This is a genomic window from Microbulbifer mixtoriginis (SeqCode), assembly GCF_052466865.1.
In genome coordinates this window covers 2,844,517-2,858,228 of record NZ_CP174293.1, presented here as the reverse complement: position 1 = coordinate 2,858,228, position 13,712 = coordinate 2,844,517, and the positions used below count along the sequence as shown (strand labels likewise).

Annotated in this window: 7 protein-coding genes; 4 read left to right on the top strand and 3 right to left on the bottom strand. The window is 43.9% G+C overall.

The genetic code is table 11. The features are described from left to right. The first annotated feature begins 1,210 nt into the window (after nt 1-1,210). Nucleotides 1,211-2,017 (top strand): zinc metalloprotease, encoded by an 807-nt coding sequence (locus ACJJJA_RS12890; RefSeq protein WP_444904878.1) that lies wholly within the window; start codon nt 1,211-1,213, stop codon nt 2,015-2,017. A 794-nt stretch (nt 2,018-2,811) separates the two neighbouring features. On the opposite strand, the gene ACJJJA_RS12885 is transcribed toward ACJJJA_RS12890, so the two are convergent. After that, on the bottom strand, nt 2,812-3,363 hold the full coding sequence (locus ACJJJA_RS12885) for a serine protease external chaperone (RefSeq protein WP_444900656.1): 552 nt from the start codon (nt 3,361-3,363) through the stop codon (nt 2,812-2,814). Nucleotides 3,364-3,376: 13 nt separating this feature from the next. Then, nucleotides 3,377-6,055: a S8 family serine peptidase gene (locus ACJJJA_RS12880; protein ID WP_444904877.1), complete on the bottom strand. Its 2,679-nt coding sequence runs from the start codon at nt 6,053-6,055 to the stop codon at nt 3,377-3,379. 1,310 nt (nt 6,056-7,365) lie between these two features. Between ACJJJA_RS12880 and ACJJJA_RS12875 the strand changes: the two genes are divergently transcribed. Together ACJJJA_RS12875 and ACJJJA_RS12870 are read left to right on the top strand one after the other, a co-directional pair. Continuing rightward, complete coding sequence (locus ACJJJA_RS12875; protein ID WP_444904876.1) at nt 7,366-8,676, top strand: hypothetical protein; 1,311 nt, start codon at nt 7,366-7,368, stop codon at nt 8,674-8,676. Nucleotides 8,677-8,831: 155 nt separating this feature from the next. After that, nucleotides 8,832-9,605 (top strand): penicillin-binding transpeptidase domain-containing protein, encoded by a 774-nt coding sequence (locus tag ACJJJA_RS12870; RefSeq protein WP_444904875.1) that lies wholly within the window; start codon nt 8,832-8,834, stop codon nt 9,603-9,605. Nucleotides 9,606-9,688: 83 nt separating this feature from the next. On the opposite strand, the gene ACJJJA_RS12865 is transcribed toward ACJJJA_RS12870, so the two are convergent. Beyond that, nucleotides 9,689-11,578: a potassium transporter Kup gene (locus tag ACJJJA_RS12865; RefSeq protein ID WP_444904874.1), complete on the bottom strand. Its 1,890-nt coding sequence runs from the start codon at nt 11,576-11,578 to the stop codon at nt 9,689-9,691. 445 nt (nt 11,579-12,023) lie between these two features. Between ACJJJA_RS12865 and ACJJJA_RS12860 the strand changes: the two genes are divergently transcribed. Continuing rightward, nucleotides 12,024-13,664 (top strand): acetolactate synthase large subunit, encoded by a 1,641-nt coding sequence (locus ACJJJA_RS12860; RefSeq protein ID WP_252081750.1) that lies wholly within the window; start codon nt 12,024-12,026, stop codon nt 13,662-13,664. Nucleotides 13,665-13,712 lie beyond the last annotated feature (48 nt).

Below are 13,712 nucleotides of genomic sequence, written 5' to 3'. Positions count from 1 at the left end.
TTTCCAAGCTTACCTAGAGCAATGCAATTTACTCTAGTCTTGTCTTTAACTGGAGTAATAATATTTGTATTAGCAGAGCTCATCATTTTAAGGTTTCATATTAATCAGAATAAATGTTTCCGGCACCTCGAAAGGTGCTGGACTCTATACTTGCTCGCTATATTAATTTTCACTTACTTTGTGGCTCATTTGCCGAATTATAATGAGCATGTAGAGGCCCCTCTAATAGCATTAGCTGCCGCACTCATGTTGTTATTCTTGGGTATTTGTATTGATGTAGTGATGTTCAATTTATATAGGTGGGTGGCACTAATTAAGAATTAAAAAATAAAGCGTCGCTAGTCATCAAGTCATTTATTTGGCGATACTCTCATGATGCCACTTGTTTCAATTATATCAATTTATCAAACGATGGTTTTGCCAAGGGGGATCAAAAGCAAAGAGTAGGTAAAGAAGTGAGATAAAATTGAACGAGTGTTTCAGGTTCAAGCTACTGGAGCGCCTTTGCTGGTTTGTTGGGTTTCTTCTACTACGTTGTGCTTTCTTATAGAAATCTACTTTATCCGTGAATCTAGAATGATATTTTGGGGAAGTTAACGAAATACCTTAACAGATTTTTGGAGGTTTCACTTTCTGGCCCACTGTGCTGGACTTAGTTCTCTTGTTGGCGAAGGCCATTATGACTGTTAAGCCCAGTCAGTATCACTTTGCACTGTTTTTAGGTGGTCACTAGAAAACTGCTATGTTCAGTTTTAACTTGAGTATTTCTTACCTTTCATGGATGGATAAAACTCCTGTTGAGCTCAGTCTTAAGATCACATAACCATGTGATCTTCTGTCCGATCCTTAAAGTGCAGCATCAGGTGTCGTCGGACGTATACTTTGCCTACCAGGCGCAGCTGAAGTCTATTGATACGGTCGGGGCTATCATTTTTGCCAATTAGATTAAACTTGAAGGCGTCTACAACAATAAGAAGCAGACTACCGACAAAGCTAAAGAAAGTCTTCGCCTTTGGAGTAGAGACTGTGGATGCCCACTCGGATGGGACTTGGTTAAGCAATGAGAATAGTGCTATGGCATAGATTATGAGGTTCTAATATTGTTTCGAAAGGATTCTGCTGCGAGAAACCACCTATATCCCCGCGTTTTACTAAACATGTATTATCGTTTTAGTTATGTTTCTTTATTGTTTTATATTGGTGGATTACAGTGTCATCAGACAATAGCAGCTATTCAAATGAAACACTCCATCTGGAACTTAAGTCAAAAAAAGAATGTGATTCTTGCGTCGAGCCTATAGTTCATAAGTATGGTGAGAATAAGATTTGTGTCACTGATAAAGTGGGATATCCTACCTTAGAAAATAGATCCCCACTGGATTTAGTATTACACAGTGGAGAGGGGTACATCCCCCTTTGGGGGGAAGATGTAACTCTTAGGTGGAAATTTGATGAAGAGTCTTTGCGGTATTTTAAAAACCCAGACGAAGTAAAAAACTATATTCGGGCTCTACTTGGGGAGGCCTTGTTAAAGTGGGGGGATGCTTCTCCGGTCAAATTTAATGAGAACCCAAATGTTTGGGACTTTAAAATTAGAGTAGAGCCTGTAGAAAGTTGTAGTGTGGTAGGCTGTACATTAGCGCGTGCCTTTTTTCCTAATCCGGGGCGTAATGAACTGGTGCTCTTTCCCACAATGTTTGAACAAAGTCGGAAAGAGCAAGTTGATACTATGATTCACGAGCTGGGCCATATATTTGGATTGAGGCATTTCTTTGCTGATTTGAAAGAGAAAGCTTGGCCTAGTGTGATCTATGGTGCGCATAAGCCATTCTCCATCATGAATTATGGCGAAAAAAGTGAGCTCACTGAAGCTGATAAGAATGATTTGAAAACTCTTTATGATTTAGCCTGGTCTAAACAGTTGACCGAAATTGATGGGACGGAAATTAGATTTGTTAAACCCTATCATGAGACTATTGAACAGGTACCTGTTTTCGTTGAGGTTTCAATTGTGTAAACTCTAAAGTGCTCTAGAATTGGTGGGCTAGTGAAGTGTTGTGGTCAACTGTAGTAGTTCACACTTGATTTGATAGTTATCGGTTTTTTCAAAAGGTGCTCTGTCGGGTCATATTCAGGTTACGAGTTTTTCCTTCCAGATCTTTTTACCTAGGTCAATGCGATCATTATCGTAATATACGAGCCATTTGCCCAGATCCTTTTTTAGGTCTTCTATATCCATAGAACTTTTGACGCAATGAGGGCTGCTGAAGCCCCTGTAAATGGTTTGATGGGAGCGTTTATAGATGTGTTCGTTTGTAGGTGCTTGACTTTTGGCTTTGCAAGCTCTATCTCGTTTATGCTCAAGTTCAACTGACAATCATGCTGCTTCAACTTGCCACAATATTCAGTTCCGCGGTGAGGGTACACAGTACCGACAGGTTATGCGTGGCATAAAATAGTAATACATGCCTTTCAGAAGGTCTGCCGAGGTCATTGGTATTTGGTGCTATACGGCTCGCAGTGCGTTACCCTTGCATAGGTGCCGACAGTTGGGCGATAGGGAGTGCTGGAAAAGTACTGGCACTTCTCATAAGGGGCAGTATGATACTAGTGTTAATATTTTTTGGTTTTACAATCCAGGCTTGAGTATCCACTTTCGACAAGCTGGAAAAGCTAGCGGCCAGAATTCATAGTCTAAATCTTGTTGGTTAAATCCGGGCGTTGCTCGCCATCTGCAATTGAAAAGGCATCACTTATTAGTGATGCCTTTTGCTTTTATAAGATAAAACTCACTTCTATAGGTTGTTTTATCTATTGTGCTTTATGCATAGTTTCAGTGACTTCGACTCGGCTTTCAATTGTCAGGCCAGACTGTTTTATTGCATTGAAAGCTTCTAACAAATCATTGCCTTCTTTAATTTTCAAGATGGCAATATCAGTGCCAGGAAATACCGACAATACTTTCATGCCGGTAGCTTCAGCTACTTCAGATGCAGTAACATTTTTACTTAATAAAATTGTTACGTTTCCAGTTAGAGTTGTTAATTCTTTCGTTATTGTGTTTCGTACTATTGTACCTTTACCGACAATATCTTTTACAGAGTCGTCACCAATATTCACTATAGCTACTTCACCTTTTCTTGCAACAATATGTTCAGGTGCAGCAATCGATGATGGGACACTTTTCAGTGATCGCTCAACTTTAAAGATACCAAGCTCAGCAGAGTCTGTTGTTGCTGCAGCTAAAGTTTTTAGCGGTTTGGTTCCGGCATTTTTTTTGTCCATGCTATCAATGGAGCTAGCTTGCGCCATGCCTGATACACATAATGCGGCAGTTAAGATCAGTAATTTATTTAACTTCATTGTATTATCCTTCTTATTGAGCAGCACGACCGAATGTTCTTAATGATACCCCCTCTAGAACACTTTCTACGGGATTGTTTATCATGCCTGTCGGCTTCTCTTCGGTCTCTTCATTTATAAGAATAACGAGATCTTCTGTGTCACTAAATTCAAAGTTGGTGTCACCGGTATCTAGTGCCTTGATAGTCCAAGTTCCCCTAGCATTTTCTCCATAAAACGCATTAGATAGGAATACGGCACCATCCAAGATATAACCTTCGCTATACCCATTTGCAGAGCTCCAAGAAGCCTCCAGTAATGCCTGCTTAGAGGAGAGCAAAACGCTTCTAGTACCTGAAGGAGAGACTACTTCAAGCGCAAGGTCGTTACCTGCAGAGGATAGTAGATTATCATTTACAAAAGACCCCATATCATCGTTGCGGATATCAAACTCGAATTGCATAGCTTCAATAATGATATCTTCTGTTACTTCGATTTGCCGGGTTACACCAATTGCACTGTTGTCTGGAATAGTTGCCTGCAAGGCTTCCTCTCCAGCAGTTGAGCCTAGACCTTTCCATTCGGTGATAATTTGCTCGCCAAGTTTTTCTGAGTAGTCTAAAGCCTTAGCAACAGCTGCGCCGGCATCAACACGGCCAAAGCCATAGAGGTTATTAAAGTGATAGCCCGCGGCATTTTCAATCCAGCCGTCATGAGCAATAAAAGAACCTTCCCCAATTGTCAGCTCAACTTTTTCGTTTTCAGCGTCAATCAAAGTACTTGTTGAAGCCAGAATGTGTCGAACATCACGCCAAGTCAGTTCTGGGTTTGCGGATAAGATTAGAGACACAACACCTGATGCATTCGGTGCAGCGGAAGATGTCCCATTGAAAGTTGAAGTATAGTTGCAGCTCGCATTTTCTGGGTGACCAGGGTAGTTGAACGGGAACTGGCTAGCTGCAAAGTCTTCGCCATAGGCGCCGCCCCAAGCGCTGATTGTTCTACCATTGAAGCCGGAATAACCATTAATACAGGTCATTTGGTCTGTTGTTACCATCGCTGGCGCCCAGCGACCATACTCACCCGCAGGAGCTGATATCATTGTGCTTGCGCCGGCTGTTGAGTAACTGGTATGTTTGCCGTTGGCGTTCACTGCAGCAACACTCAAGTAGTATGGGTGAGCCTGACTAGGTTCGAACGCTGCGCTATAACATGTTAAACCTAATTCATTAGCGCCATTGTCTTTACAGAAAGCCCCTTCGCGGCCGCCATCTATAAAAGAATTACCATTAGACTTAATGTTCAAAGCGCCTTTGCCGCTTCGAAGCATAAGATTAGGGTAAGATTCAATAGCTTCATCTAAAGCAGAGTAAGCAATAAAAGCTGGCCAAGTGATACCGTAGCTGCGATTAAATGCTGAGATTTCCTCGCTTGTAGAAATACCACTTCCAGGAAATCCATGAATTAACAGTTCGGTTTGCTCTATTGTATCACCGCCCAAATAATTCATGCCGATTAACCCAGTATCTGGGGATGTGCCACGGCTACCTATATTGTTCCAGCCTTTAGCAGCAATTAAGCCCGCGACACTAGTACCATGATCGCCGCTATTGGAAAGACTTGTTGGGTCTGTTCTGTCGTTTGCCGATACAGCTAAATTGAGAGAGCGATTAACTAGCACATTATCTATTAAGTCTTCATGACGAATCTCTAGACCAGAGTCTACGACAACCGCTGTTACACCTGTACCAGTTACACCCTGAGCATAAGCAGCTGCAACATTCATATCTTCGCCGGCAACAAGCTCCTCGGCTTCACCTTCTGCAAGTGCTTCGGCAGCTTCTACGGGTGTGTAAAATCCTGCATCTACCAAACCTTGAGCCATCTGCTCACTTAATGCATACGATTTTTGCCCTGTATTACGAAGGTGCCACTGCTGATAAGCTAGTGGGTCATTTGCAACATTCAAGAAGTCAATTGTTGCAGATGTTGAGACATCATTTGCTGTTACGGTATAAGTAATTGTGGCATCTTGTCCAGAGATTGATCTATATTCAAATCGACCGTCTTCTTCTGTAAGCTCCCCATGGCTAAAAGTATAAATGCCATCTACTTCATTAACAGCCACACCATTCTCAGAAAAACTATAGACTAACTCATCACCATCTTCATCGTTGCCCAGCAGCTCGATAGATATTGGTATCCACTGCTTTGCACCATCTATAGTAACAGTGTTCGCTGTTGGAGGAATATCAGCAATAATTTCGATTCTTGCAGAAGCCGAAGCACCATTTGCGGTTACGGTATAGGTGATAGTGGCGTCTTGACCTGTGATTGAAGTGTATTCAAAGCCATCATTGTTTAATGATAATTCGCCGTGACTAAATTTATAAACGTCATCAACGGGGGTAATTGCTTTATCTTTTTCTGAAAAACTATAAGTTAAGGCATCACCATCAGGGTCGCTGCCTAATAGTTTTCCGGATACCGGAATTCCTTGCTTAACACCGCTGATAGTTACATCGCTAGCTGTTGGCGGTTTATCGGCGGGAGTAGGTGTAGGTGTAGGTGTAGGTGTAGGTGTAGGTGTAGGTGTAGCTGCAGCAGGAGTGACTGCAGGATCAGAAGATGAGCTACTATTACTATCACAGCCTGTTAATGTTAATAGAACAGCTGCTGAAATTACAGAAAGTCGAAACATCTTTTTATTCATTAAAATTCCCCATTGTCCCTATTTTAAGTAGTTATCGGGTTCTGGCATTATAAACCACCTAGTAGATATTTAGCCAACTAGATTAGGTTAACTTTATTCTGCATAAGACCTGACAAAAAGTATTATTGTGACATTCTATTACCTTTAGGTTGTTTAGTGTGCAGTTAACATAGGCAGGAGATAAACGACTTAAGCTAATCCAGTACTCATTGAGTTACTCAGGCTACTGGGTACATTTTATGTGTGAAGCGATTGGGGGGAGCAAAATAAATTGGTTGGTGAATTTGAAGGTTACACCAGTAGCTACAGCGAAAGGGATATGCTTTCATGAGCTAGTATGATATTTAAGGAGAGCTGAAAGATTAAAAGCCCCTTTAAATATTACTTTACATGACCAACTTTCAAATAGGCTCAAAAGTAATTCAAGGTTTGAAGTTGACACTTCAGACTTTAGTGCCAAGCAATTTTGAGAGGCTTTTAAGCTTAATATGGCAGCAGTTAAGGCTAGGAAAAGAGCAAAATAAAAAATCTTTTATCGGTAGTTTTAAGGGCTTGGAAAAATAACATATAAAAATAATAATTTTTTTGAGGTGGAGCCAGTCTTAGCTAATTTTCCTTGGGATGGGTTTTTATCTAAATATTGTATAGTATGGAAGGCAAGTGTTTTTGGGAGAAAACTTGATAGTTGATTTTCTATGCAAATTGAGTGGCATTGTCGTTTCATGGCCTCTAAACGAAGAAGTTTATAAACATTAATTAAATGAAGGAGTTTTCGACTGTTATGTTTGGGCTGAATTGAAGTGCGTTCTATATGGATATTCCTTCTCGTGCCTTTCTTATTCTGTTTTATACATAAAGCCTTGCTAATAAAGTTGCGGTATTGGCTTAAGTTTTGCTGGCTTCTCGACTTTGCGCCAATGTGAGGGATTTGGAATGCAATGCTAAGGGAAGGTTTCTAGAATGGCTGCGCCAACGATTTCACATGGTTGGGAGGGGGGACTTGTTTTAATGGCTACTTTGCTAAAGTGAAAACCATGTACACAAGTAGTAAAGTGTGACATCTATTTCTAGTGCATCAAACAATATAAAATACTTAATTTCCGAGTTGCAGATGCCCTGTAAAAACAGCCTTTTTATAGGAGTGCTTCCTGTGGGATGGAGATAGCCTAATAGGTTGCCTTTTTATCAGGGCCATGGTTCTATTAATTTGAGTTAGAGAAGTTGTGACTGTTAAATAAAATACTCATGTGAGGTCTCTGGCATATTTTTGTTGTCATTCCAGAATAAATTCAAATAAAAAGGAAGTGGTTTTGAATAAGATAGTATTTGTGGTGTTGCTGATTGTATTGAGTGTAAAGGTCTTTGCATCAGATCCCAGCGTAGATCAAGCGAGAGCCTCTTTACAGGTTGTCAAAGAGCTAACACCCTGGCCTTGGGAGGAGCCTGTTACTCCAATACTCGATGATTATTTGGCCGCTGAGTTTGACCAGTATCAGGGGTGGGCTAAATCACTTTATATGGTTGATGAATTGAAAATGCACAAGTGGGGTCAGTCTATCACTGAGTTTACCGTGCTCGCCGAACTTTTATATACCTTTCAGCCGGAAGATTACCAAGAAGAGAACAGGTTAACTTTTGAAGCCGCTATTGCGGATTTAGATATGTTCCGGATGGAGCTTAATGAATTCCTGTATCCCTATGTGCCTAGCTATAACCTCAAGCATCAGAATTTGGTACGGCATTTTGACGGTGAGGGCATTGTCATTGGGGTGTTTGATTTGTTTGATCCTGTTCGTTTACAGGAACAGCGCGAGCGGTACCCTAATATCGAAGCCGAAGTTCAATTTGGTGATCCCATCACCTTCCTGCATGGCAATACCGTTATTGATATTATCCTCGATATTGCGCCCAAGGCTACTATTGTACCCATAAGTACTGAAAGCAAAACGTACAATGAAGCCATGGCTTACATGCGTAACCGAGATGATATTGATGTAATTAATATGAGTCGGGCTTTTCATATCACCAATGATCAGCTGGATCCGGAGTTCTCGGAGCATCTATCCCATATTTTGCAATCCAAAATATTTACCAAGTCAATTGGGAATACAGGTACTGACTTGGAAGGTGAGAATACGGATGTTCGCAAGCGTCTAGGCCTTCCTCCGCTGGGAAGTTTCTTTACCTATGACCTGGATCTGATCAAGGCTTTTTTACAGCAAAATCAAGGTGCTCCAGGCAGTCAAAACTTGATGTTTGCGATCAATTTGCAGCCATTCTCCAACGAAGTCTCTTTAACTGCCACGGTTCCTGGTTATAACCCCTTGGCGATCAAGCGGAGCTTTGCTATTTCGGGAGATGCAGTTTACTCAGTTTCAAGCCATAACTTTGAATCCGGTAGCTCTTTTGCCGCACCACAGTTGGCGGCTATCAGCGCGTTGCTATTGGATGCAGCGGATTATTATGGGTACTCCAGCGGTGAGGCTGTGCCATTGGTAGCGCAGTCGCTTCAGGGTACGGCAAGGCGATCCCACTTAGGTGTCAATAATACCGGATTGGGCCTTGTTGATGCCCACAAGGCATTAGCAAAGCTAATTCAGTCGAGTCGAAGGGTAGAATAGCTCTTTGCGAAGTTTTCGATGCCGGTAACAGCTACCTGTGCAATCTTCGTGTCGGAGTACTCTTGAAATGAAGGCAGGTGAGAATGCGGCAGGATCGTTTATGATTGCTACCCTGATCAGATATTTTATTAACCAGTACCTCTGGGAAGTTTAAATTGAAAGCAATCGTATTATTATTTCTGCTCTTTAGTAGTCTCGCCTGGTCTTCCGAAGATATTGAATGTGGCAAATCATGCACATTTGTACTGAAAAATCACAAAGAGGCCACTTACTCAATCATTAATGAAAAGAGAGCCGATGTAAGGCTCACGCCGTTCTCAACCTTTAAGGTGCCTAACACTCTGATTGCATTAGACGCTGGTTTGGTCCGCAGCCTTGTACAGGAATTAACCTATGACCACTTGAAGTATCCGGCTCAGCGATGGTGGCCCAGTATTTGGTACGACAAGCCGCTACCCATCCGGGCGGCTTTTCAAAATTCCGCAGTGCCTATTTATCGGCAATTAGCCTCTCAAATAGGCAGGAAGAGAATGAGTCAATATTTGATTCAGTTCGAATATGGCAACAGGGATATCTCCTCTGGTTTGGATAAATTTTGGCTAAATGGGAGCCTGAAGATATCGGCCAAGGAGCAGGTAAATTTCTTGCAAAAGCTATTTTCTGGAGCCCTGCCTATTTCTGATGACTCTCTCTCTTTATTCAAAGAAGTTATGTTGGTAGAGGAGACAGACTCGTACAAGCTCTATGCAAAAACGGGAGGCGGGCAGATTAATGATGAATTTGCTTTGGGTTGGTATGTTGGCGTAGTGGAAACTGGCAACAATATGTATTTCTTTGCAGTCAATATAGATGGTAAGAGTTTTGCCGAAGTACAGCAGAGAAGGATTCAGTTTGCCCGACAACACTTGTCACGGCTCGGAGTGATTTAGATTCCCGCTTTATAAATAAGTTAATGATTTCCCATTACTGGTAAGCAGTGGTGCCACTTGGCACTACCGCTTTATCGTTTAAATTAAATTCGGATTTTTTCGCCCATTACTATCACACGGCTCATAGGAATACGGTAATATTCTACAGCGCTACTCACATTGCGGAACATAACCGCAAACAACCGCTCTCGCCATAAGAACATACGGCTATCCTCCTGCTTGGTTGGGGTGATGGTTTGTCTTGTTAAAAAATATGAAGCCTTATTGGGGTCGATATCCAGCTCTTTCTTAAGGCGTAGCCGCTTTAAAACCTTCCAAATATCCGGCTGCTCTATGTAGCCATAGCGTAAAAGTAAGTAGTGGCAGTTTTCACGGATTTCGCTGAGGATATACCGGTTGCCAGGCATTACCCGTGGAGCATTCACAAATGATACAGTAATGAACAGTAAGTTTTCGTGTAATACTTTATTGTGCTTCAGGTTATAGATCAGTGCGTGGGGAGTGGATAGCTGTCTCGAGGTAAGGAACACTGCAGTTCCAGGAACTCTTATAGGGTTTTTCTTCAGCAGGGCGGTTAGATAAGGCTCCAGTTTGAATTCTTGCCGCTGAAGTTGCAGTGCTAAGGCTTCCCTGCCATCTCTCCAGGTGAACATTGAGATACAGGCTATGGCACCTAAACCGAGAGGAAACCAGCCACCATGACTAATTTTTAGCAAGCTGGAGGAGAAAAAGGCGAGATCTATGAAGATAAAGAAGGCCGCCACTGATAGACAAAGTAGTAAGTGACATTTTAATTGAATGCGGTATACAACCGCGGCCAGGCAAGTACTTATCAACATGGCGCCGCTTACGGATACACCGTAGGCAGCGGCTAAATTGGTGGATGAACCGAAACCCACTACCGCTCCTATCACTAAAAACATAAGCAGCCTGTTAACACCAGGCATAAATATCTGCCCCTCAAGATGAGCTGAGGTATGACGAAGGGTAAGGCGGGGTAAAAGCCCTAGCTGCATTGCTTGTTTGGCCAAGGAGAAGCTGCCGGTAATACAGGCTTGAGAGGCAATAACTGTGGCGGCGGTGGCAAGTATGATTACCGGATAAAGCCCCCAACTGGGAAACATGCGGTAGAAGGGGTTATCGACTGCATGGGGATGGCTCATCAACAGTGCACCTTGTCCCATGTAGTTCAGAAAAAGAGCGGGAAAAACCAATCCCAACCATGCCATTCTGATTGGGCTGCGGCCGAAGTGGCCCATATCGGTGTAAAGTGCCTCAGCTCCGGTAAAAACCAGAAGAACAGCGCCTAATACCAAGAATGAGCTAAAACCATGATTGGTGAGGAATCTCAGGGCATGTTCAGGGTTGATCGCATGGAGAATCTGAGGGTTGTTGATGATACTGGATACTCCAGCCACCAAAAGTGTGAGAAACCAGAGAGCAGTGATGGGTCCAAATAGTGTTCCTACGGTAGAGGTACCGTAGCGCTGAACTGAGAATAGGCAAATTAAGACTCCAATGGAGATAGGTACCACTAGAGATTGGTGTGTCTGATTTCCAACCTCAAGCCCCTCTATAGCCGAGAGTACAGAGATCGCTGGGGTAATAATGGCATCCCCAAAGAAAAGTGCAGCGCCAAGTATACCGGCGGTAACTACAAACCATTGGAGGTTTTTTCGTCCCTCTGTGGCATCCATTGCCAGCGTCATCAGTGCCATGATGCCGCCTTCCCCACGATTATCCAGCCGCATTATCAATGTCACATATTTGATTGTCACGATCAGTATCAGGGCCCAGAAGATCGTTGAAACGCCACCGAGTATATTGGCCTCAGTTAAAGGAATATTGAGCCTCGAGTGGAAGATCAATTTAACCGCGTACAGGGGGCTGGTGCCTATGTCTCCGAAAACCACGCCTAGGGCCGCCAGCGATAGAAACCATTTTCCCTTGTGAGTCTTCTCTTTGCTTTTCATAAGGGGCTGCTATCAAAAGGCGGCCGAGCTTTCTCGATCTGCTGGCATTGGAGTAGATTGTGGGGCTGTTGTGGCTGGCTGATTCGGGATTGGCAATATCAATTTATTGCTTTCACTCTTGTGGTCCATGGGGTCCGCCTATCCAGATCCAGTTCTCCGTTGAAAGATATTAGCAAGCCGCTGGCATGGGCAAATTTGCCTTGCAATGTAGTCTTCCAAACTGGACTAATAGGAAAAGTGGAGTTTGCGGCCTCCGAAGGAGTCATCCTGTGCTAAAACTCAGAGGGGTTTTGCATCCGTACGTGCAAAATATTGACTCTGCCCAATGGGTGTGGGGAATGCTGGATCAGGTTTTAGGCTAGCAAGTAAAAAAGCAAGGAAAGAAGCGTCGAATACCCCATTTCCGGCCAAATCATGAGTGATTACAACGACGAGAGACGCCCCTATGAAAGCATCCGATCTATTTGTGCGCGCCCTGGAAGCCGAGGGGGTTGAGTATGTTTTTGGTATTCCCGGCGAAGAAAACCTGGATATGTTGGAGTCTTTGCGGGGCTCAAAAATACAGTTAATCCTTACTCGTCACGAGCAGGCCGCTGGTTTTATGGCGGCCACTTATGGCCGCCTTACCGGTAAATCGGGTGTGTGTTTGGCAACCCTGGGGCCGGGTGCCACTAATCTGGTTACTGCGGCTGCTTATGCTCAGCTGGGAGGGATGCCTATGGTGATGATTACTGGGCAGAAACCTATTAAGAGTTCCAAGCAGGGACAATTTCAAATTATTAATATCGTCGACATGATGCGGCCCCTTACCAAGTATACAAAAACGATTGTGGGAGGGGATTATGTGCCGGCGTATGTGCGCGAAGCCTTTCGTCTCTCAGAGGAAGAGCGGCCAGGGGCCACGCACTTGGAGTTTCCTGAGGATATCGCCCGGGAGCATTCCGCCATGCCGGTGCTCGACATCAGCTATCAGCGCCGTCCCATTGCTGAAGAAAAAGCCATTCGTAAGGCGGCTGAGGCTATCGCCAGCTCTCGCAAGCCTCTACTGCTGATCGGCGCCGGCGCGAACAGAAAGCTGACGTCGAAGATGCTGAGAAAATTTGTGGAAAAGCTGGGGATCCCCGCAATTACCACGCAGATGGGTAAGGGAGTGATCGATGAATCGGGGCCGCACTTTATTGGCAATACGGCCTTATCCGATGGTGACTTTATTCATCGCACTATTGAGCAGGCAGATTTGATCATTAACGTAGGTCACGATGTTGTAGAGAAGCCCCCGTTCTTTATGCGCCCTGGTGGGCCAGAAGTGGTACATATTAACTTCAATGCGGCCCAGGTAGACCCGGTGTATTTCCCGCAGATAGAAGTGATCGGTGATATCGCCAACAGTCTGTGGCAGCTACAGGAACACCTAGAGCCACAAGAGCACTGGAGTTTTAGCGATGCTCACCGCATCCGGGCTGCCTTGCAGAAGCATATTGAGGAGGGTTCGAGTGCAGATACTTTCCCCATCAGACCCCAGCGACTAGTAAGAGATGTGCGTGAGGTGATGCCAGAGAAGGGCGTGATTGCCCTTGATAATGGCATGTTCAAGATCTGGTTTGCCCGCAATTATCCCGCTTACTTTCCGAATACCGTACTTTTGGATAATGCGCTGGCCACTATGGGGGCTGGTTTGCCATCGGCCATGGCGGCCAAGCTGGTTTGTCCCGATCGCCGAGTGGTGGCTATCTGTGGGGACGGGGGTTTTATGATGAACTCCCAGGAAATAGAAACCGCTGTGCGCTTGAAGCTGGACTTAATTGTGTTGATTTTGCGCGATGATGCCTATGGCATGATCAAATGGAAGCAGTCCATGATGGGGCTTAAGAATTTTGGTCTCGATTTTACTAATCCTGATTTTGTGGCTTATGCGAAATCTTATGGTGCCGAAGGGCATCGAATACAGGCAACAGATGAATTGAAACCGATGATTGAGAAGTGCTGCCGGGAGGGTGGGGTACATTTGATAGAAGTTCCCATGGATTACAGCCATAACGATCGAATACTGAATCACGAAATTAAGGACTTGGCGAGCAAGCTATAGCTTGAGGTAGCAATGCTAGTTGCGGCCACATTTCAAGCTCTGGGCCGC

Excerpts from the sequence above, each read along its gene's own strand:
- ACJJJA_RS12885 (WP_444900656.1), bottom strand. The coding sequence starts at position 3,363 with ATGAAGTTAAATAAATTACTGATCTTAACTGCCGCATTATGTGTATCA.
- ACJJJA_RS12880 (WP_444904877.1), bottom strand. The coding sequence starts at position 6,055 with ATGAATAAAAAGATGTTTCGACTTTCTGTAATTTCAGCAGCTGTTCTA.
- ACJJJA_RS12865 (WP_444904874.1), bottom strand. The coding sequence starts at position 11,578 with ATGAAAAGCAAAGAGAAGACTCACAAGGGAAAATGGTTTCTATCGCTG.
- ACJJJA_RS12860 (WP_252081750.1), top strand. The coding sequence starts at position 12,024 with ATGAAAGCATCCGATCTATTTGTGCGCGCCCTGGAAGCCGAGGGGGTT.